This window comes from Candidatus Pelagibacter sp. PS_43 (assembly GCF_059417795.1).
In genome coordinates this window covers 21,092-41,898 of sequence record NZ_CM182066.1, presented here as the reverse complement: position 1 = coordinate 41,898, position 20,807 = coordinate 21,092, and the positions used below count along the sequence as shown (strand labels likewise).

Below are 20,807 nucleotides of genomic sequence, written 5' to 3'. Positions count from 1 at the left end.
AATTTCCTTCCTTCATAATTAATTTTTTTTTTTTGTTGAATAAAAAAAATTTTTTTTTGTTAGTAAATTCATTCCAAATGAAGTTTCTATCGATAAAAGATTTCCAATTTCTTTATTTTTTATTGCATTTATCACTAAATTTATTTGAGGAAGATATCTATACATAAAAGCTTCAGCAAAAAATAAATTTTTATTTTCTAAATTTTTTTTAATATCTATCGCTGTAGCAAAATTTAAAGTTGCAGGTTTTTCCACTAAAATATTTTTTTTATTTTTAATACATTCTATAATCCACTGATGATGTAAAGAATTAGGTAGCGCAATATACACTATGTCAATATCATTACATGAAATAAGGTCTTCATAATTATCAAACAAAAATTTATTTTTTAAATTAAAACGATCTTTAAACTGATTTAGTTTTTTTTGCTCTCTACTAGCTACTGCTAATAATTGTGCATTTTCTGCTTCTTCAAATGCATTAGAAAATACTTCAGCTATTTTCCCTAAACCAATTATTCCCCAATTAACTTTTTCCATAAATCACTCTTTTTGAATTTTTAAAACTCCAATAAATGCTTCTTGTGGTATTTCTACTTTACCAAATTGCTTCCCTCTAGCTTTTCCTTTTTTTTGTTTATCTAAAAGTTTTCTTTTTCTATCTCTAGCTCCACCACCGTGAATTTTAGTTAATACATCTTTTTTGAAACCTTTAATTGTTTCTCTTGCTATAATTTTTCCTCCAATGGCAGCTTGCACTGGAATCATAAAGTTATGACGTGGAATTAAATCTTTCAATTTTTCACAAACTTCTCTTCCAACAGTTTGAGCAAAATCTTTGTGAACCATCATTGACAAAGCATCTACTGGTTCAGCGTTAACAAGAATTCCTAATTTTACTAAATCACCCTCTCTATGCCCTATAATCTCGTAATCAAAACTTGCATAACCACTAGTCATTGATTTAAGCCTATCATTAAAATCAAAAACAACTTCATTTAATGGTATTTCATAATTTAAAACTGCTCTGTTGCCTGAATAACTCAAGTTTGTTTGAACTCCTCTTTTATCTTGGCAAACTTTTATGATTGCTCCTAAATATTGATCTGGTGTAATAATTGTTGCTTTAATCCAAGGCTCTTCAATAAATTTGATTAGAGTAGGCTCTGGTAAACTTGAAGGATTTTGTAGCTCTATTATTTCCCCTTTGTTCATATGAACTTTATAAACTACGCCTGGTGTGGTTGTTAATAAATTAATATCAAATTCTCTTTCAAGTCTTTCGGTAATTATTTCTAGATGTAAAAGTCCTAAAAAACCACATCTGAAACCTAATCCTAAAGCTGATGAGGATTCTGCTTCAAAAGAAAAACTGGCATCGTTTAATTGTAACTTACCTAAACCATCTTTAAGTTTTTGATACTCAGAACTATCAACTGGAAACAGTCCACAAAAAACTACTGGTTTACTTCTCTTAAAACCTGGAAGTGCTTCTTGTAATGGTTTGGTTGCATCACAAATGGTATCCCCAACCTTTGTTTCTGATAAAACTTTTATTCCAGTTGTTATAAAACCAATTTCACCTGCATTTAATTCTTTCATATCAGTTGCTTTAGGAGTGAATACACCAACTTTTTCAACAATATATTCTTGATTTGTTGACATCATTTTTATCTTCATATTTTTGGAAATTTTTCCATCAATAACTCTAACTAAAATAACTACACCAAGATAAGTGTCATACCAACTATCAACAAGTAAACATTTTAAATTGGCATCTTTTTCTCCCTCTGGAGCTGGTAATGATACAATAATTTGTTCTAGAATTTCATTAATACCCTCACCTGTTTTTCCTGAACAAGGAATAGCATTTACAGTATCAATACCAATTACTTCCTCAATTTGTGTTTTTGTTTTTTCTAAGTCTGAAGCTGGTAAATCAATTTTATTTAGAACTGGTACAATCTCATGATTTATATCTAATGCTTGATAAACATTTGCTAGTGTTTGTGCTTCGACACCTTGTGTACTATCAACAATCAATATTGATCCTTCACAGGCATACAAAGATCTGCTCACCTCATAACTAAAATCAACATGACCCGGTGTATCAATTATATTCAAGATATAATCTTTACCATCTTTAGATTTATAATTAAGCTTTACTGTTTGAGCTTTAATTGTAATTCCTCTTTCTCTTTCTATGTCCATTGAATCTAATACTTGAGCCTTCATTTCCCTTTCAGTAAGCCCTCCACAACTATGTATTATTCTATCAGCAATTGTTGATTTACCGTGATCAATATGTGCAATAATTGCAAAGTTTCTTATATGATCAATCTTTGCCATAACTATGATCTAATCTTTGCGTCAGTTTTCGTTTCTACAGCAGATATAATAAGTTGATTAATTTTATTAAGGTCTTCTTCATTTAATGTTTTTTCTAAGGATTGGATAGTTACATTAAGTGCAATTGATTTTTTATTTTCTGGAATATTTATACCTTCATAAACATCAAAAACTTTAACTGATCTTATTAATTCTTTATCTACATTGGAAATAATATCTATTAGTTCCTGTACTTTAAAATTTTTATCCAACACAAAAGCAAAATCTCTTTCAGATTTTTGAAAGTCTGAATATCTATATTGAGTTTTTTGATCTTTTAATGATTTTTTAGGATGTTTAATATTGTCTAAAAAAATTTCAAAACCAACTAAAGCTTCTGATTTAATATCTAATTTCTTTAAAATCTTTGGATGAATATCACCAAAAAAAGCTATTACTTTTTCTTTACCTTTATTTAAGAAAACTCTTCCTGATTTTCCTGGGTGATAATAATTGGGTGTTTCATCATCTATATAAAATTTATCTTTATTAAATCCTGCTTCAACTAAACTTTGAACAACATCTCTTTTTACATCAAAAACATCAACTAACCTTTCTTTTTCAATCCAGCTCTGTCTAGACAATTTACCTGATCTTAAGCCGCTAATTACTGTCTGTTGTTCACCTGGTTGACTTCCTTGAAAAGTGGGGCCAATCTCAAATATTGATAAATCCTTAAATCCTCTTCCTAAGTTCTTATTTAATTGAATAATCAAATTTGAAAAAATTGAAGACCTTAACACGTTCAAGTCTGAACTGATGGGATTAACTATCTTAATTTCTTTATCTTTTTCTAAAAATAATTGATTAATCTTGCTGTCTGTAAAAGACCAAGTTATTGCCTCTAGATATCCCTTAGAAGCTATAGATCTTTGTAAAAAATGAAATAGTTTTTGTTTTGAATTTAAAGTGTCTTTGGCTCTATTCTTTTCAGGCTCAATTATTTTAATTTGATCATAGCCTTTAATTCTAACCAACTCCTCTACTACATCTACTTCTTGAGAAATATCAGGTCTCCATGATGGAATTATCAAATCAAAAAAGTTTTTAGTTTTTTTAACTTCAAATCCTAAATTTTCTAAAATTTGTATCATTTCTTTTTTTGCAATATTAAATCCAGTGATTTTTTCAAATAAAGCAGGATTAAATTTTATATTACTGTTTTTTGTTTTTTCTGTTTTTTGGATATCGAATTCACTAATTTCTCCACCACAAATTTCTTTAATTAATCTAGCTGCTTTTTCAAGACCTTGCTCTATGGATAGCGGATCAATACCTCTTTCAAATCTAAATTTTGCATCAGTATCTATATTTAAAATTTTAGAAGATTTTCTAATTGATCTTGGATTAAAATACGCTGACTCAATTAATACATTTTTTGTATCAAACTCTGTTCCTGTTCTTATTCCACCTATTATACCACCAAGACCTAATACACCTGAATTATCAGAAATTACGCACATGTCATTTTCTAATTCGTATTCTTTATTATCTAATGCCTCAAATTTTTCACCTTTTTTAGAATTTCTAACAATGATTTGTTTATCAATTTTATCAACATCATATGCGTGCAAAGGTCTATTTAAATCAAACATTACATAATTTGTAATATCAACTATTGCAGATATAGGTTTTTGACCAAGGGATATTATCTTTTCTTTTAACCAATCAGGACTTTCTGTATTTTTTACACCTTTAATTAAACAACTGCCAAATGATGTACAGGCCTGACCTTTTTCATTTAAAATTTTAACATTAACAGTTTGTTTTCCTTTTTTTTTTAATTTTTGCTCTTTTTTCTTTATTAGTTTGCCAGCTCCTGCTGCTGCTAAATCTCTTGCTATACCACTCACTCCCAAACAATCTGCTCTATTAGGGGTAATAGAAATATCAATTACATTTAAATCATTTTTTGGAAAATAATTTTTACCAATTTTTTTTTCATATTTTTTTGTTGAAAGCTCTGTAATGCCATCACTTTCTTCCGATAAATTTAACTCAGACTCTGAACAAAGCATCCCTGATGAGGTAACTCCTCTTATTTTGCTAACCACTAACTTCATTTGATTTTTTGGGATTACTGCACCTGGTGGAGCATAAATTGTTAACAATCCTTTTTTTGCATTTGGTGCACCACAGACTACTTTTACAGGATTACCCGAGCCTATATCAACATCACATACTTTTAGTCTATCTGCATCTGGATGTTTTTCTGCCTTTAAAATTTTAGCTACTATGAATGCATCAAGCTCACCTGATTGCTTATCTACACTTTCTACTTCTAAACCAATATCGGTAAGTTTATCTATAATTTCGTTTTCATTTAATTTTGTGTCTAAATGTTCTTTGAGCCAGTTAGTTGTAATCTTCATCTACTTAGACCTCTATAATTTGTTGGTACATCTATTGGATCAAATCCAAAGTGATTTAACCATCTATAGTCACAATCAAAAAAGGCTCTTAAGTCATTTATGCCATACTTAAGCATTGCCAATCTATCTATACCTATTCCAAATGCATAGCCTTGGAACTCATCAGGATTTACCTTCACATTTCTTAAAACATTTGGGTGAACCATTCCACATCCTAAAACTTCAAGCCATTTATCACCTTCTCCAATAACTATTTTTCCATCTTTAATTTCATAACCAATATCAACTTCAGCTGAAGGTTCTGTAAATGGAAAATGACTAGGTCTAAATCTCATTTTTATCTTATCAACTTCAAAAAACTCTTTAATAAAATAACTTAAGCACCCCTTTAGATGACCCATGTTAATATCTTTATCAATATGTAGTCCTTCTACTTGATGAAACATAGGTGCATGTGTTTGATCACTGTCAGACCTATACGTTCTACCTGGTGCTATTATTTTAAAAGGTGGGTTATCATTTAACATTGTTCTAATTTGTACTGGAGAAGTATGGGTCCTTAACAATAATTCTTTTTTATCGTCTAGATAGAAAGTGTCATGCATATCTCTTGCTGGATGATTGTCAGGTGTATTTAATGCTGTAAAATTATTATATTCATTTTCTACATCGGGCCCCTCTTCAACACTAAATCCAATTTCCGAAAAAATTGAGGAAATTTCATCTATGACCTGTGACACAGGATGTATCTTTCCCTGTGTGAAGGGTCTCTCTGGTAAAGTTATATCTACTTTTTCTTTTTCAAGTTTTTGATTTATTTCTTTTGTTTCAATATCATCAATTTTTTCGGATATTAAATTTTGTAGTTCATCTTTTAACTGATTTAAGTCTGATGCAAATTTCTTTCTTTCTTCTTCAGCTACCTTTCCCAGCATTTTAAATTGAGAACTAATTAGACCAGCTTTACCAAATAAATCTGTCTTGATTTGATTAACTTGATTAAGGTCTAAATTACCTTTTAGCTTTAAAAGAAAATCATCTTTTATTTTTTTAATATCAGACATATTGAGAGATTATTTCTTCACCGAAGAAAAACAATAGTGAAGATTAATTTAGTGCTGATTGAGCCTTTTGAACAATAGTTTTAAAGGCTTCTGGACTATCGTATGCTATTTCAGCTAATATTTTTCTATCTAGCTTAATACCACATTTTGTTAAACCATTAATAAATTTTGAGTATGTCAAACCTTCAGATCTAACACCTGCGTTAATTCTTTGAATCCACAATGATTTAAATTCTCTCTTTTTTGTTCTTCGGTCTCTGTAGGCATACTGCATAGCTTTTTCCATAGCTTGCTTTGCAACTCTTATTGTACTTTTTCTTCTGCCCCACTGACCTTTTACAGCTTTTAAAACTTTTTTATGTTTCGCGTGACTTGTGACACCTCTTTTAACTCTTGCCATATTATCCTCTTAAACTGTAAGGCATATATGATTTAACTATTTTGCCATCCTGTTTTGACATAGTAGTTGTGCCTCTTAATTTTCTAATTTGTGAATTTGTTCTTTTAATCATACCATGTCTTTTTCCAGCCTGGGCCATCATAACTTTACCTGTAGCTGAGATTTTAAATCTTTTTTTTGCTGAACTTTTTGTTTTCAATTTCGGCATAATTCTGCGGTCTTATACAAATATTGTAATAGATTTACAACCTCTATTAAGGCCTATAAAGGCTGAATAACCATAATCATTTGCTTACCATCAAATTTTGGGTGTAGCTCTACTTTGCCAATATCTTGCATATCAGCTTTTATCTTGTCCATTAATTCCCTACCAAGATGTGAGTGCTGCAGCTCTCTACCTTTAAATCTTATTGTAAATTTTACTTTATCGCCTTTTCCAATAAATTTTTTGGCATTTTTAACTTTAAAATCGTAATCATGAGTTTCTGTAACAGGTCTCATTTTGATCTCTTTCAACAAAACAATTTTTTGTTTTTTCTTAGCAACGTTAGCTTTTTTTTGAGCATCATACTTAAATTTACCCATGTCGATAATTTTACATACAGGTGGTTTAGCATTTGGAGCTATCTCGATTAAATCTAAGCCTTGTTCTTTAGCCATTGAAATGGCTTCGTTAGTATTTATTATTCCAATATTTTCTCCGTCACTTCCAATTACTTGTACTTCTGGAGCCGTAATTCTATTATTAGACTTGGGACCTTTATCTTTAGTTCTTCTTTGAAAATAATTTTGTTTAAAATCAGCCACTTAGTTTGAAGATGCTTTGTTTAAAGCTGAGAAAGTTTTTAAAAATAAGTTTAATTCCATATTTTCTTGTTTATTAGTATCCAATCTTCTAATCGTTACTGAGTTACTGTCAACTTCTTTTTTACCACAAATCAATAAAAGTGGTATTTTTGATAAAGAATGATCTCTAATTTTATAATTTAAATTATGATTTTTTAAATCAACTTCAGAGCTCATGCCAGCTTCTCTAATTTTTTCATTTACTTCTTTTGCATAGTTATCAAACTCCTCTGAGATTGGAATTACAACAACTTGTAAAGGAGCTATCCAAAAAGGAAATTTTCCAGCATAATTTTCTATTAGAATTCCTATAAATCTTTCTAAAGAACCAAACAAAGCTCTATGTAACATTACAGGTATTTTTTTTGTTCCGTCTTTATCAACAAAGGAGGCATCTAATCTTCCAGGTAAATTAAGATCAACCTGCAATGTTCCACATTGCCAATCTCTACCAATTGCATCTCTTAGAACAAATTCAATTTTTGGACCATAAAATGCTCCTTCACCTTTGTTAATTGTATATTCAAGTTTTGATGCTTTAACAGCATCTAATAAAGCCTTCTCTGCTTTATCCCAAACATTATCATCACCAACTCTTAAATCGGGCCTATCTGAATATTTTAATATTACATTTTTAAATCCGAGATCTTTGTAAATATCTAAAATTAAATTAGTAACTATCAGACATTCTTCAGTAATTTGATCCTCAGTACAAAATATATGTGCATCATCCTGAGTAAAAGCTCTAACTCTTAATAGACCATGTAAAGCTCCTGAAGGTTCATATCTATGCACCTTTCCAAATTCTGAAATCCTTAATGGAAGATCTCTATAGCTTTTTAAACCTTGATTAAAAACCTGTACATGGCCTGGGCAATTCATTGGTTTAATAGCAAATACTTTTTCATCTGGTGTCTCAGATGTATACATGTGCTCACCATACTTTTCCCAATGACCAGATTTTTCCCAAAGAGCTCTGTCTAAAACTTCTGGAGTATTTACTTCCTTGTAGCCAGCTTTCTCTTGTCTCCCCCTCATATAAGCGACTAACTTTTGAAATAATTTCCAACCTTTTTCATGCCAAAAAACTGCTCCTGGACTCTCTTCTCTAAAATGAAATAAGTCCATTTCCTTTCCTAACTTTCGGTGATCTCTTTTTTCTGCTTCTTCTATTCTTTTTAAATATTCATCTAAATCTTTTTGTGAAGCCCAACTTGTTCCATAAATCCTTTGTAACATTTCATTATTGGAGTCTCCTCTCCAATAAGCTCCTGATACTTTAGTTAATTTAAAATATTTTCCAATTTTTCCTGTTGAAGGTAAATGTGGACCCCTACATAAATCATGCCAATCACCATGAAAATATATAGAAACATCTTCTCCCTTGGGAATACTTTCAATAATTTCAGCTTTATACACCTCTCCAATCTCTTTAAAGTGAGATATTGCTTTATCTCTTTTCCAAACTTCTCTTGTTGTTGGAACGTCTCTATCAACAATCTCTTTCATTTTATTTTCAATTTTTTTTAAATCTTCTTCTGTAAAAGGTTCTTTTCTTGAAAAATCATAATAAAAACCATTTTCAATAATTGGTCCTATGGTCACTTGTGTTCCTGGAAAAAGTTCCTGAACTGCCATTGCTGTTATATGAGCTGTATCATGCCTAATGGTTTCTAGGCCTTCTTTATCTTTGGAGGTAAAAATTTTAATTGTACAATCTTTATCTATAACGTGACTTAAATCTTTAAGCTCATCATTTACACTAATTATGCTTGCTTGCTTAGATAAAGACTTGCTAATCTTTTCTGCAACCTCAAGACCTGTTACTTTATTTGGAAAATCTAAAGTGTTTCCGTCTGGTAATGTAATTAATGGCATTTAATTTAATAATTTTTTGTATTCTGAATATGTAGAAAAACACATTTTTTCAACATTAAATTTCTTAATTATATTTTTTCTACCTTCAATACCAATAGATTTCAATCTAGATTCATCTAATTGTAAAACTTCTACTATTTTTTCAGATAAAGATTCTGGATCACTAGATTTAAATAAAAAACCTGTTTTTTTATCAATGATTGTTTCATTAGATCCACCTATGTCGCTCGCTATTATTGGCTTTTCCATTGATTGAGCCTCAACTGCAACCCTACCAAAGGCCTCTGGCTCTATAGAAGCTGAAACAACTAAACTAGATATTTTATATGCAAGTGGCATATTTTTACAATGTTCTATAAATTTTAATTGGCCTGTTAGTCTATGTTGCTCTGCTAATCTTTTTATTTTTTTTGTATAAATATCTCTTCCCTGGTCACTTCCAAGAATGACGGCATAAAATGATTGAAAGCCTAATTTTTTGTTAGCAAAGTTTAATGCTTCAATAAAAATCTCCTGTCCCTTCCATGAGGTTAAACGACCAGGCATTAATATTATTTTTTTACCTCTAGTTAATTCCCATTGAGAAATAAGTTTGTTTTCCTGGTCTTCTAAAGTTGTAGAAGGATCAAAGTAATCTACATTAATTCCTCTAAATATTACTAAAAATTTTTTTTTTACATTAAGATACTTTTTATAATTATGACTGATGTGTGAAAAAATAAAATTGGAACCTGCTATAATTAAATCTGATCTAACCATTACTGAATTGTAAAATTTTTTAATTGAATTATTAAAATTATATGTTCCATGAAATGTGGTAACAAATTTTCTTCTAGTTATTTTGGTTGCAATTAAGCATGACCACGCTGGTGCACGGCTTCTTGCGTGCACTATCGAAATATTATTTAACAAAATAATAAAGATTAAAGCTATAGAATTAAAAATTATTAATAATGGATTCTTACTATGTACAGGAAGTTTAATTAATTTAACTTTTTTTTTATCTATGAATTTTAATAACTCCCCTCCACTAGTAACTATATAAGACGAGCAATTATTTTCTGGTAGATAATGTGCAAGATCATAACAACCTGTTTCTGCCCCACCATATCCAAGCTTTGGAATTACTTGCAAAACTTTTAATTTTGAAGACATTTGATAGAACTATATATTAAGAATGAACTCTAATAAACTGATATGAATAAATTTAAATATCTCAAAATTTCAAATAACAAACAAATAAGATATCTTACCAATAATTATAGGAAAAACTTATACGTTGTTTTTCTACACGGTTTTATGTCAAATATTGAGGGTGAAAAACCAAATGCTATTTTTAAATATACCAAAAACAACAAACTGGGTTTTCTTGCACTTGAATACTCAGGTCATGGAAAATCAACTGGTAAATTTACAGATGGCAATATCAGCAAGTGGACTAGAGAAGTAAAAATAACTATAAAAAAAATAGTAGGTAAAAATCCATTTATCTTAGTAGGTTCAAGTATGGGTGCATGGCTTTCACTTAACCAATTTAAATTTTTTGGAAATCAAATTAAAGGTTTTTTAGGCATTGGTTCAGCTCCAGAATTTTTACAAAACCTAATGTGGAAAAAGTTCTCCAAACCAATGAAAAAAGAAACAATTAAAAATGGAATTTATCATTTAAAACATGGCACTTATGAATATCCAATTACTTATCAGTTAATAAAAGATGGAAGAAAAAATAGAATTTTAAACAAAAAAATAAAATCTTTTATAGACGTTGTGATGATCCACGGAAGTAAAGATGAGGTTGTTCCAAAAATATATTCAAAAAAAGTTTTAAAGATATTTACTAATGCAAAAAAGAAATTAGCAATAATTAAAGATGGTGATCACAGCCTTTCAACAAAAAAGGGGCTGAAAAAAATAATTTTAGAACTTAATAAAATTGTCTCTAATATAGCTTAAGCCCTCTACGTAACTTGGAAACTTTAATTTGTAATTAAAATAATCTTTAATTTTTTCATTACTCACTTTTTTTGACTCTTTGTAAAAATTTTTTAACATTTCACTTTTTATTTCATCTACTTCAATTTTTTTAACATTTTTAATTCCTAATAATTTTGCTGCATATAATATAATTTCCTCAGAGGATGAGGGTTTATCATCTGCTAGATTATATATTTCTCCTGATTTAAATTTAAAAATTGAAGCAAATAAAAAGTTTGCAATATCCACTACATGAATTCTTGAAAAGTAGTGATCTGTTTTATTAATTATATTTACTTCACTTGATTTTAAGCGTGAAAGAGTATTTTTTTCATTAGAATAAATTCCTGACAACCTAAAGATTTGAATCGGCAATTCATTATTTTTAGCAAATGAGATCCAAGAATTTTCTGATTTAAGTCTTGCCAAACCCTTATCTGTAAATGGGTTTGTTTCACTACTTTCATTTACCCATTCTCCTTTATGATCACCATAAACACTAGTTGAAGATAAATAAGTTATCCATTTTACTTTTGAACTTTTAATGAATTCGGAAAAATTTTTTAAAACAATATCTTCTTTATTAATTGGAGGTATAGAAATTAAGATATGAGTTGCTTGATTTAATTTAATTAATAAATCTCTATCAAATTTTTTATCATCAAAAAGATAATTATTATATTCAATACCATTAGAGGTTTTTTTTGATGATTCTGACCTAGAAGTTACTGATAAATTAAGTTTATAGTTCTCTGTACTTAATTTTTTAATAAAATTTTTTGCTACTTGGCCAAAACCAAAACAAAAAATATTTATTTCCTTCACTTTAACTTACTTCTTTTATAATGGGTTTTATGCTTAAAGGGTTTTCAAGTTTATCAATCATTTCTTTTGGACAAATTTGAATAAAGTTAGAAATTTCTTGATCAAAATTTTCAATTATCTTTTTAGATAAATTTGAATTTGTCTCAATATGATGCTCTTTGACTAATCCTTTTAAATAATTAATCCAGTATTCTGTTTCTGGCGTTTGCCAAATTATACTTTCTGGATTAGCTTTTTTATCAAATTCATTATTAATATTATAAACGAAAGCCATACCTCCCGTCATACCTGCCCCGAAGTTGTCTCCAACATCACCCAAAACAACTACTGTTCCCCCTGTCATATATTCACATGCATTAGAATCGCAACCCTCAATAACTGATACTGAGCCTGAATTTCTAACAGCATACCTCTCTCCTGCTTGACCAGCTGCAAAAAGCTTACCTGAAGTTGCTCCATATAAAACCGTATTTCCAATTATTGTATTTTCATATGAAACAAGATTACTTTCATCTGGAAGTTTAACAACTATTGTTGCTCCTGAAAGTCCTTTACCAACATAATCATTTGCATCTCCTTTTAAAATGAGTTTCAGTCCTTTTATACCGAAGGCTCCAAAAGATTGTCCTGCTGTTCCCTTAAAATTTAAAGTTAAAAAATTTTCCTCTAAAGCTTCTGATCCATATTTTTCGTATAAGTGATTGGAAATTCTAGTTCCAACAGTTCTGTGTATATTTTTAATAATAAATTCTTTTTCTAAAACTTTTATTTTTCCTATCTTATCTTTTATTTCAGGTAAAATCTCTTGATCCAAAGTATCTGGAACTTCATTTATTTCTGGTGTTGTGCAATATCTTGTATTATCTCCAGCATCTGTTTGAACAAAAAGTGGATTTAAATCTAAATCATCAAGATTGGGTGATGCTTTACTGATCTGACGCAATAAGTCAGTTCTGCCAATTACCTCATTTAAAGATTTAAACCCTAATTCTGCTAAAATTTCTCTTACTTCTTCACCAATAAATCTAAATAAATTCACTACTTTATCAGGAGTGCCTGTAAATTTTTCTCTTAGTTTTTCATCCTGAGTACAAACTCCGACTGGGCATGTATTTGAATGACATTGTCTAACCATTATACATCCCATTGCCACAAGTGCTGTAGTTGCTACTCCATACTCTTCTGCTCCCATCATGGCTGCAATAACCACATCTCTTCCGGTTTTAATTCCCCCATCTGTTCTTAATGTAACTTTATGTCTCAAATTATTTAAAGTTAAAACCTGATTGGCTTCTGTCAATCCCATTTCCCAAGGTATGCCTACATATTTAACACTTGTTTGAGGCGTTGCACCTGTGCCACCATTGTGTCCTGAGATTAAAATTATATCGGCCTTAGCTTTTGCAACACCGGCTGCTATTGTTCCAATTCCTGAAGATGCTACTAATTTTACTCCAACTCTTGCTTTGGGATTTGCTTGCTTTAAATCATAAATTAGCTGTGCTAAATCCTCTATTGAATAAATATCATGATGAGGGGGGGGTGATATTAATGTAACTCCAGGTGTTGAATGTCTTAACTTAGATATTTCTTTTGTAACTTTAAATCCAGGTAATTGTCCTCCCTCTCCAGGCTTTGCTCCTTGTGCAATTTTAATTTCTATTTCATTACAGTTATTTAAATATTTTAAAGTTACTCCAAATCTAGCTGATGCAATTTGTTTTACTCTTGAATTTGCACTATCTCCATTTTGCATTTTTACAAATCTTTTTTCATCTTCTCCGCCTTCTCCACTACAAGATGCGCCTTTAATTCTATTCATTCCTATAGCTAAAGTTTCATGAGCCTCTTTTGATAATGCTCCGTGAGACATGCTCCCACTTCCAAATCTAGTTAATATATTTTCAATTGGCTCAACTTCTGAGACTTGAATAGGTGATTTTAAATTTTTAGTTTTAAAACCAATTAAATCTCTAAGATGAATAGGTGGTAGGTTATAAATTCCTTCTGCATATTTTTTATATGCCTCATATGAATTAGATGAGACAGCACTTTGTAATAAATGTATTAGCTTTCCTTGATATTGATGCACTTCACCATTTTTTCTATATCTGTATATGCCGCCAATAGGCAATACAGAATCTGTGCTTTCAAAAGCTTCTTTATGAATTGTTCTTAATTTTTTTTCTATTCCAATTAAACCTATGCCTGAAATTTTTGATAGAACACCAGGAAAATATGCTGATGCCACTGTCCTACTTAAACCAACTGTCTCAAAATTACATCCCCCTCGATAAGAACTGATAACTGAAATTCCCATCTTTGACATAATCTTCAAGAGTCCATAATTTACTGATTGCACATATCTTTCTATGCATTCATCATATCCATATTTACCAAATAATTTTTTTTCAAATCTTTGGTATAGACTATCTAATGCTAGATATGGGTTAACTGTGGTAGCTCCTACTCCTATAAGAGTTGCAAATGAATGTGTATCTAGAGCCTCTCCTGTTTGAGCATTAATAGACACATAGCCTCTTAATTTTTTTTTAATAAGATGTGTATTAACTGCTCCAACGCTTAAAAGCATTGGAATTGGCAACCTTTCACTTGAAATATTTTTATCACTTAGCACCAGTTGAGTTAGGCCCTGCCTAGCAGATATTTCGGACTCCCTTTGAATTCTTTCAATGGCACTATCTAGATTTTCATCTTTTGAAAAAGTACAGTCGATGGTTTTAGAATTTTGACCAAAAAAATTTATAAACTTATCTAATTGTGAATTAGATAAAATAGGACTGTCTAAAACATATATATTTTCTTTAATTAAGTTAGTAAAATCCAATATATTTCCAAGATTACCAAAACGAGTTTTTAAACTCATAACTTTATTTTCTCTAAGAGAGTCAATTGGTGGATTTGTTACTTGACTAAAATTTTGTCTAAAAAAATGATAAAGAGGTCTATACCTATCAGACAATACCGCTAAAGGTGTATCATCACCCATTGAACCAATGGCCTCTTTGCCATCTTCGGCCATGGGGTGTAGAATAAGCTCTAAATCCTCTAAACTATATCCAAAAGCATGCTGTCTTTTTCTAAGTTCGTCTCCTGAAAAGATAGATTTTTCATTCTTAATTGGAAATTTTTTATCTAAATCAATAATTTGATTATTAAAATGTTTAAATTCTTTAGCTAAATAATCTTTAATTTCTATATTGGTAAATACTTTACCTTTAGCAATTCTAACACCAATTATTTCACCAGGTCCTAATCTACCCTTTTTAACTATTTTTTTCTCATCGATCTCAACCATTCCTGTTTCAGACCCGGCACACAATATTCTATCTTTAGTAATGGTGTATCTCATTGGCCGTAAACCATTTCTATCGGTAGCTACTATGGCCCATTCATTGTCTGTTGCTGCAATTGCTGCAGGTCCATCCCATGGCTCCATTGTACTATTTAAGAAGTTAAATAATTGTAAATGATCCTTTGGAAGTGTTTTGCTTTTTTTAGACCAAGCATCAGGAATTAACATTAATTTTGCAAGCGGCGCTGATTGACCTGAAATATTTAATAATTCAAATACACTATCAAGAGAGGCTGAGTCTGATGACCCTGGTGGAATAACAGGCTTTAAGTTTTCTATATCATCAAATAATGGGCTATCCATTTCTTGCTCATGGACTTTCATCCAATTGAAGTTTCCTTTAAGTGTATTAATCTCACCATTATGAGCTATTGATCTAAAAGGTTGAGCCAGATCCCAACTTGGTGCTGTGTTTGTAGAAAATCTTTGATGAAATATTGCAAATCTAGAAATAAATCTTTCATCTTTTAAATCTTCATAAAAATCTGCAATTGATTCTGCTAAAAACATTCCTTTATAGATAATTGATTTTGAGCTTAACGAGCAAATGTAAAAATCTTTAATTGCATTTTTAATTGCTTCCTTTTCAATTTTTCTTCTAGTTTCGTAAATTTTTCTCTCTAATTCTTTTTCAGTTAAATTTTTATCATTATGTTTAAATAAAACCTGCGTGATTTCTGGCCTAGTAAGATTTGCTTTTTCTCCTAGAACTTTTGGATTTACAGGTACTTGTCTCCATCCGTAGATACTAAAGTTACTTTTTGTTAATTCGCTTTCAACGACTGTTCTTGCATTTTCTTGAGCTTCATAATTATTTCTTGGTAAAAATATCATTCCAACACAAATTTCAGATCCATCATGATCGTGGCCTGTAATTTCAATTTTTTCAGCAAAAAAATCAGACGGAATTTCTATATGTATCCCAGCTCCATCTCCTGTCTTGCCATCGGCATCGACTGCACCTCTATGCCAAACAGCTTTTAAAGCATTAATTCCATATTCAACTACTTTTCTTGATTTTTTTCCTTCTGTGGAAGCAATTAAACCTACTCCACAAGCATCATGCTCCATCTCTTTTGAATAAACATGTCCTTCTTCAAGTATTTTAAGGTTTTTTTTATAATTTTTCATTAAGCAACCATTTCTTTTTTGATTTCTTTGCTTTCAAGAAATTTTTTTATGGATGCTGCAGCATCTCTTCCATCCTTGATTGCCCATACAACAAGAGAGGCTCCTCTTACTATATCTCCAGCAGCAAAAACACCTAGCAAACTAGTTTCCATTGTATCAAAATCAGTTTTTAATGTTCCCCATTTAGTAACTTGCAAATCATCTGAACCAAAAAGTTTGGGTAAGTCCTCTGGATCAAACCCCAGTGCCTTAATAACAATATCTGCTTTAATATTAAAATTTGAATCTTTTTGTATTTCTGGCTTTCTTCTTCCACTTTCATCTGCTTCACCAAGTTTAATTTTATTTACAACTAATTCTTCAACTTTATTTGTACCTAAAAATTCTTTTGGACTTGATAGCCAAACAAATTCAACACCTTCCTCCTCTGCATTAGCTACTTCTCTAGCTGATCCAGGCATGTTTTCTTTGTCTCTTCTATACAAACATTTTACTGATTTAGCTTTTTGTCTAATTGAAGTTCTTACACAATCCATTGCTGTATCGCCTCCACCAATTACAACAACATCTTTTCCTTCAGCATTTAAAGTTCCATTATCAAATAATTCTACCTTATCACCTAATCCTTTTTTATTTGAAGCTGTTAAAAATTCCATTGCAGGAAAAATATTTCCTAAATCATTTCCTGGTAATTCAATCTCACGAGCTTTATAAACACCAGTAGCAATTAATAATGCATCGTGTTTTTTTCTTAGTTGATCTAAACTTGCATCTTTACCAACTTCAAAATTTTGGATAAAATTAATTCCACCTTCTTCTAATAATTTAGTTCGTCTTTCCACTACGAATTTTTCTAATTTAAAATTTGGTATACCATAAATCAATAATCCACCTGCCCTATCATATCTGTCATATACAGTAATCTTATAGCCTAGTTTACGAAGTTGCTCTGCCGCTGCTAAACCAGCTGGTCCTGCTCCTATAATTCCGACACTTTGATTTTTTTCATTATTAACCTTTATCGGATGTACCCATCCTTGCTCCCATGCATTATCTGTTATATATTTTTCAATTGATCCAATAGTTACAGTGCCATGACCTGATTGCTCAATTACACAGTTTCCTTCACATAGTCTGTCTTGTGGGCAAATTCTTCCACAAACTTCTGGCATATTATTTGTACTTTGTGATAGTTCATATGCTTCTTTTAATCTTCCTTCTGCGGTCAGTTTTAACCAATCTGGAATATTATTGCTTAATGGACAATGTACTTGGCAAAATGGAACTCCACATTGAGAACACCTGCTTGATTGTTCACTAGCTCTTTCATTTATAAATTCTTTATAAATTTCATTAAAATCTTTTTTTCTATTATCAACTTCTCTTTTAGGTGGTGTTTGTTGACCTATATCTACAAATTTTAGCATTTTATCTGACATATTTTTTATTCCAAAATGTATATTATATTAGGATTTTCTTTTAAAAAAGACAAATAAGGTCATATATACTGACTTATAATTTTTATTATACCTTGATTACTAGGCTTATTATACTTTTTGCATATCTAATATGTTTAAATCGAATTGTTTTATTTAAAGATTTTTTAAGCTACGAAGCTTTTAATGCTCACAAATTTAATTGAAATTATAATTTTATCTTTAATTCAAGGTGTATCAGAGTTTTTGCCAATTAGTTCTTCTGCACACTTAATTGTTGTTTCTACTTTATATGATTTTAAATCGAGCTCTCTGCTAATAGATGTAAGTTTACATCTTGGCTCCCTAATGGCAATTATCTTTTTTTTTAGAGAAGAATTATTTAACATTAAACATAATCAAAAATTATTATTATTAATATTTTTTGGCTCTATGCCACTAATAATAGTTGGTTATGTTTTGTATAAAACAGGTCTAATTTATTTTTTACGGGATATTAAAATAATTGCCTGGACTACTTTAATATTTGGAATTATTTTATATTTTGCTGATAAATGTAAATTTGATAAAAAAATTTCTTCTAATCTTAATTTAAAAATAGTTTTATATATTGGTTGTTTTCAAATTTTAGCATTAATTCCAGGAGTGAGCAGAGCAGGAATTACAATGACAGCTTCAAGGTTCTTAAGATTTAATAGGTTTGATTCTAGTAAAATTTCTTTTTTACTAGCCATACCCGCATTGGCTGGAGCAAGTGTTTTAAATTTAAAAGATATCATTGGACAAAGCTTTGAAATTAATTATCTAGTCTTTATAGCAATAACATTGTCTTTTCTATTTTCTTATTTTACAGTAAAGTTTTTTTTAAAGTACATTAGTAAATTTTCTTTAAATATTTTTATAATTTATAGAGTTATAGTTGGAATAATTTTACTTTTAATAATTTATAATTAATTCTTTTTAACTATTGGGGCTAGTTGTGAAAATAAAACTCCAAATAAAATGAATAAACATCCAAAAAGATTATTGATATCTAAAATTTGATCTAATAAGATCCATGCAGCTATTGTTGCAAAAACACCTTCAAGAGAAAAGATTATAGCAGATGGTGCAGGAGAAATATTTTTTTGTGCATAAATCTGCAAAACAAATGCAAGTCCACCTGATAAAATACCTGCATATAAAATTTGAAATTTTTCTTTTAAAATATTTGACCAAATAAAATCTTCAAAATATAATCCTATAATTAAAGATAAAAACGCAACAATTAAAGTTTGTATTGCCCCAATCGTTAAAGGTAAATTATAATTTTCTATAATCTTTCCAGTAAATATAATGTGAGTACTCCAGAAAAAAGCACCCAATATTACTAATGTGTCACCAATTCTGACTGTCGCACTATAAAAATTAGTTAATAAATATCCTCCTATTACACAAAGAATGACTGAGGGCCATATGCTCCAATGAATTGGTTTTTTGTATATCAAAAAAACTATAACTGGGACCAATGGTACATAAAAAATCGTAAAAAAAGCAGCATTTGCTACGTCAGTATACATCAATGCCACTTGTTGAAGAGCTGAACCTAAAAATAATGAAAATCCTATTAATACTGCTAAATTGATAAATTGTTTTTTATCTTTTTTTAGAGATTTTGAAATATTTTTTCTTTCAAAAATAAAGGCTAAAGGTGTTACTGCTAAAAATCCAACAAAAAATCTTACTGCATTAAATGTAAAAGGACCAATATCGTCCATTCCTGTATCTTGGGCAATAAAAGTTGTTCCCCATATCAATGTGCAAAGTAATGCACTAAATAATGAGGCTGTTTTTGACATGAAGGTTTATACGGCTAACTTATAAGCAAAATTTTTACCCAGATTTTCTTTAAGGTCATTATTAAACCTGGCTGCTTCTGCTCCATCAATTATTCTATGATCATACGACAAAGAAATAGGAAGCATTGTTCTTGTTTTAAACTTACCATCAATAAAAATTTGTTTTTTTTGTGCTTTACCCACACCTAATATTGCAACTTCAGGAAAATTGATTATTGGAGTAAAAAATGAACCTCCAATACCTCCTAAGCTGGTAATGGTCATAGAACCACCAAAGAATTCTTTTTTATCTATTCTTAAATTTTTACATTGTTCACTAACTGTTTTTAATTCGTTACTTATTAAAGAAATATTTTTATTATCTGCATTTCTAATCTTTGGAACCATTAAGCCATGAATGGTGTCTACTGCAATGCCAACGTGAAAGTATTTTTTCATCGTTATTTTTCCATTCTCAATATCATCAATTGAAGAGTTAAAACTAGGAAATTTCTTTAATGATGCCACTAAAGCTTTTACAATAAATGCTAATGGAGTAATTTTTTTTCTTTCACCAGTATACATATCTGTAAGCGAAGCTCTAAAATCTTCCATCTCAGTTATATCTACTTCATCATGATTGGTTACATGTGGTATCGTTGTCCAAGAATTTACTAAATAAGTAGAAGCTAGTTTTTTTACTCTTGGTATATCTTTAATTTCAACTTCACCAAAATCAGTATGAGAAAACTCGCTTACAATTTTTTTAGGCTGGGTTTCAATTTTTAGCTGATCACTATTAACTTTAGTTGCTATAAAATTTTTAACATCATTCTCTATAACTCGTCCTTGCCTCTCACTACCTACTATTTCATTAATATTAACACCAAGTTCTCTAGCAAATTTACGAACCTTCGGACTTGCAGAGGAAAGTTCTCCAATATTATTCTTAATTAAATTATGTGCTGGATTTATTTGTTCAACTTTTTTTTCATCTTTTTGATTAACAGTAGGTTCTTCTTTGTTTACAACTTCCTTTTCTACAACTTTTTTTTCTTCTTTAGATTCTTCTAAAGTTAAAATTAAATCACCTTCTGAAACTTTGTCTCCTACTTTAATTTTAACTGACTTAATTTTACCATCAACAGAAGATGGTATTTCAACGCTAGATTTATCACTTTCAATTGTAATTAATGGGTCATTTTTAGATAATGACTGACCGTTTGAAACTAATACCTCTATAACCTCAACATTTTTAAATTCACCAATATTTGGTACTTTAATTTCTTTATCAGTCATC

16 protein-coding genes are annotated in these 20,807 nt (G+C 29.9%); 2 read left to right on the top strand and 14 right to left on the bottom strand.

Features of this window, described 5'->3' with window-relative positions:
• Positions 1 to 18: 18 nt before the first annotated feature.
• The 9 genes from AC5SLL_RS00190 to AC5SLL_RS00150 are packed head-to-tail and all read right to left on the bottom strand — an operon-like array spanning position 19 to position 10,103.
• Positions 19 to 540, bottom strand: a complete 522-nt coding sequence (locus tag AC5SLL_RS00190) for a Gfo/Idh/MocA family protein (RefSeq protein WP_494586613.1) — start codon at positions 538 to 540, stop codon at positions 19 to 21.
• 3 nt (positions 541 to 543) lie between these two features.
• Positions 544 to 2,349: a translation elongation factor 4 gene (gene lepA, locus AC5SLL_RS00185; RefSeq protein ID WP_494586612.1), complete on the bottom strand. Its 1,806-nt coding sequence runs from the start codon at positions 2,347 to 2,349 to the stop codon at positions 544 to 546.
• Positions 2,350 to 2,351: 2 nt separating this feature from the next.
• Positions 2,352 to 4,760, bottom strand: a complete 2,409-nt coding sequence (gene pheT, locus AC5SLL_RS00180) for a phenylalanine--tRNA ligase subunit beta (protein WP_494586611.1) — start codon at positions 4,758 to 4,760, stop codon at positions 2,352 to 2,354.
• On the bottom strand, positions 4,757 to 5,824 hold the full coding sequence (gene pheS, locus AC5SLL_RS00175; RefSeq protein WP_494586610.1) for a phenylalanine--tRNA ligase subunit alpha: 1,068 nt from the start codon (positions 5,822 to 5,824) through the stop codon (positions 4,757 to 4,759). The genes pheT and pheS overlap by 4 nt, the downstream gene beginning before the upstream one ends.
• Before the next feature lie 43 nt (positions 5,825 to 5,867).
• A complete protein-coding gene (gene rplT / locus AC5SLL_RS00170; protein WP_271516858.1) occupies positions 5,868 to 6,224 on the bottom strand; it encodes a 50S ribosomal protein L20 in 357 nt (118 codons plus the stop codon).
• Between the two features lies 1 nt (position 6,225).
• Complete coding sequence (rpmI, locus tag AC5SLL_RS00165) at positions 6,226 to 6,432, bottom strand: 50S ribosomal protein L35 (RefSeq protein ID WP_168606837.1); 207 nt, start codon at positions 6,430 to 6,432, stop codon at positions 6,226 to 6,228.
• A gap of 53 nt (positions 6,433 to 6,485) precedes the next feature.
• The gene (gene infC, locus AC5SLL_RS00160) at positions 6,486 to 7,031 is read right to left on the bottom strand and encodes a translation initiation factor IF-3 (protein WP_494586609.1); all 546 of its coding nucleotides are present in this window, start codon (positions 7,029 to 7,031) and stop codon (positions 6,486 to 6,488) included.
• Positions 7,032 to 8,948 carry a threonine--tRNA ligase gene (gene thrS / locus AC5SLL_RS00155; RefSeq protein WP_494586608.1) on the bottom strand — a complete coding sequence of 639 codons (1,917 nt, stop codon included), beginning with the start codon at positions 8,946 to 8,948 and terminating at the stop codon, positions 7,032 to 7,034.
• On the bottom strand, positions 8,949 to 10,103 hold the full coding sequence (locus tag AC5SLL_RS00150) for a glycosyltransferase family 4 protein (protein ID WP_494586607.1): 1,155 nt from the start codon (positions 10,101 to 10,103) through the stop codon (positions 8,949 to 8,951).
• Positions 10,104 to 10,145: 42 nt separating this feature from the next.
• Here AC5SLL_RS00150 and AC5SLL_RS00145 point away from each other — a divergent pair, with 42 nt between their 5' ends.
• Positions 10,146 to 10,901 carry an alpha/beta hydrolase gene (locus AC5SLL_RS00145; protein WP_494586606.1) on the top strand — a complete coding sequence of 252 codons (756 nt, stop codon included), beginning with the start codon at positions 10,146 to 10,148 and terminating at the stop codon, positions 10,899 to 10,901.
• On the opposite strand, the gene AC5SLL_RS00140 is transcribed toward AC5SLL_RS00145, so the two are convergent.
• The 3 genes from AC5SLL_RS00140 to AC5SLL_RS00130 are packed head-to-tail and all read right to left on the bottom strand — an operon-like array spanning position 10,866 to position 17,693.
• Positions 10,866 to 11,747 (bottom strand): NAD-dependent epimerase/dehydratase family protein, encoded by an 882-nt coding sequence (locus tag AC5SLL_RS00140; protein WP_494586605.1) that lies wholly within the window; start codon positions 11,745 to 11,747, stop codon positions 10,866 to 10,868. The two genes, AC5SLL_RS00145 and AC5SLL_RS00140, sit on opposite strands and share 36 nt — an antisense overlap.
• 1 nt (position 11,748) lies before the next feature.
• Positions 11,749 to 16,254, bottom strand: coding sequence for a glutamate synthase large subunit (gene gltB, locus AC5SLL_RS00135; RefSeq protein ID WP_494586604.1), 4,506 nt, complete (start codon positions 16,252 to 16,254; stop codon positions 11,749 to 11,751).
• Entirely contained in the window at positions 16,254 to 17,693 is a 1,440-nt protein-coding gene (locus tag AC5SLL_RS00130) for an NAD(P)-dependent oxidoreductase (protein ID WP_494586603.1), read from the bottom strand. The genes gltB and AC5SLL_RS00130 overlap by 1 nt, the downstream gene beginning before the upstream one ends.
• 183 nt (positions 17,694 to 17,876) lie before the next feature.
• Here AC5SLL_RS00130 and AC5SLL_RS00125 point away from each other — a divergent pair, with 183 nt between their 5' ends.
• Positions 17,877 to 18,644 (top strand): undecaprenyl-diphosphate phosphatase, encoded by a 768-nt coding sequence (locus AC5SLL_RS00125; RefSeq protein WP_494586602.1) that lies wholly within the window; start codon positions 17,877 to 17,879, stop codon positions 18,642 to 18,644.
• Here the strand turns inward: AC5SLL_RS00125 and AC5SLL_RS00120 are convergent.
• Both AC5SLL_RS00120 and AC5SLL_RS00115 read right to left on the bottom strand, forming a co-directional pair.
• On the bottom strand, positions 18,641 to 19,528 hold the full coding sequence (locus AC5SLL_RS00120) for a DMT family transporter (RefSeq protein ID WP_494586601.1): 888 nt from the start codon (positions 19,526 to 19,528) through the stop codon (positions 18,641 to 18,643). The genes AC5SLL_RS00125 and AC5SLL_RS00120 overlap by 4 nt on opposite strands.
• Before the next feature lie 6 nt (positions 19,529 to 19,534).
• Positions 19,535 to 20,806 (bottom strand): 2-oxo acid dehydrogenase subunit E2, encoded by a 1,272-nt coding sequence (locus AC5SLL_RS00115; RefSeq protein ID WP_494586600.1) that lies wholly within the window; start codon positions 20,804 to 20,806, stop codon positions 19,535 to 19,537.
• Position 20,807 lies beyond the last annotated feature (1 nt).

What these genes read in the sequence shown, in the direction of transcription:
- rplT (WP_271516858.1), bottom strand. Translation starts at nt 6,224, where the DNA reads ATGGCAAGAGTTAAAAGAGGTGTCACAAGTCACGCGAAACATAAAAAA.
- thrS (WP_494586608.1), bottom strand. Translation starts at nt 8,948, where the DNA reads ATGCCATTAATTACATTACCAGACGGAAACACTTTAGATTTTCCAAAT.
- AC5SLL_RS00125 (WP_494586602.1), top strand. Translation starts at nt 17,877, where the DNA reads ATGCTCACAAATTTAATTGAAATTATAATTTTATCTTTAATTCAAGGT.
- AC5SLL_RS00115 (WP_494586600.1), bottom strand. Translation starts at nt 20,806, where the DNA reads ATGACTGATAAAGAAATTAAAGTACCAAATATTGGTGAATTTAAAAAT.
- AC5SLL_RS00190 (WP_494586613.1), bottom strand. Translation starts at nt 540, where the DNA reads ATGGAAAAAGTTAATTGGGGAATAATTGGTTTAGGGAAAATAGCTGAA.
- AC5SLL_RS00150 (WP_494586607.1), bottom strand. Translation starts at nt 10,103, where the DNA reads ATGTCTTCAAAATTAAAAGTTTTGCAAGTAATTCCAAAGCTTGGATAT.
- AC5SLL_RS00145 (WP_494586606.1), top strand. Translation starts at nt 10,146, where the DNA reads ATGAATAAATTTAAATATCTCAAAATTTCAAATAACAAACAAATAAGA.
- AC5SLL_RS00130 (WP_494586603.1), bottom strand. Translation starts at nt 17,693, where the DNA reads ATGTCAGATAAAATGCTAAAATTTGTAGATATAGGTCAACAAACACCA.
- rpmI (WP_168606837.1), bottom strand. Translation starts at nt 6,432, where the DNA reads ATGCCGAAATTGAAAACAAAAAGTTCAGCAAAAAAAAGATTTAAAATC.
- pheS (WP_494586610.1), bottom strand. Translation starts at nt 5,824, where the DNA reads ATGTCTGATATTAAAAAAATAAAAGATGATTTTCTTTTAAAGCTAAAA.
- lepA (WP_494586612.1), bottom strand. Translation starts at nt 2,349, where the DNA reads ATGGCAAAGATTGATCATATAAGAAACTTTGCAATTATTGCACATATT.
- pheT (WP_494586611.1), bottom strand. Translation starts at nt 4,760, where the DNA reads ATGAAGATTACAACTAACTGGCTCAAAGAACATTTAGACACAAAATTA.
- AC5SLL_RS00120 (WP_494586601.1), bottom strand. Translation starts at nt 19,528, where the DNA reads ATGTCAAAAACAGCCTCATTATTTAGTGCATTACTTTGCACATTGATA.
- gltB (WP_494586604.1), bottom strand. Translation starts at nt 16,254, where the DNA reads ATGAAAAATTATAAAAAAAACCTTAAAATACTTGAAGAAGGACATGTT.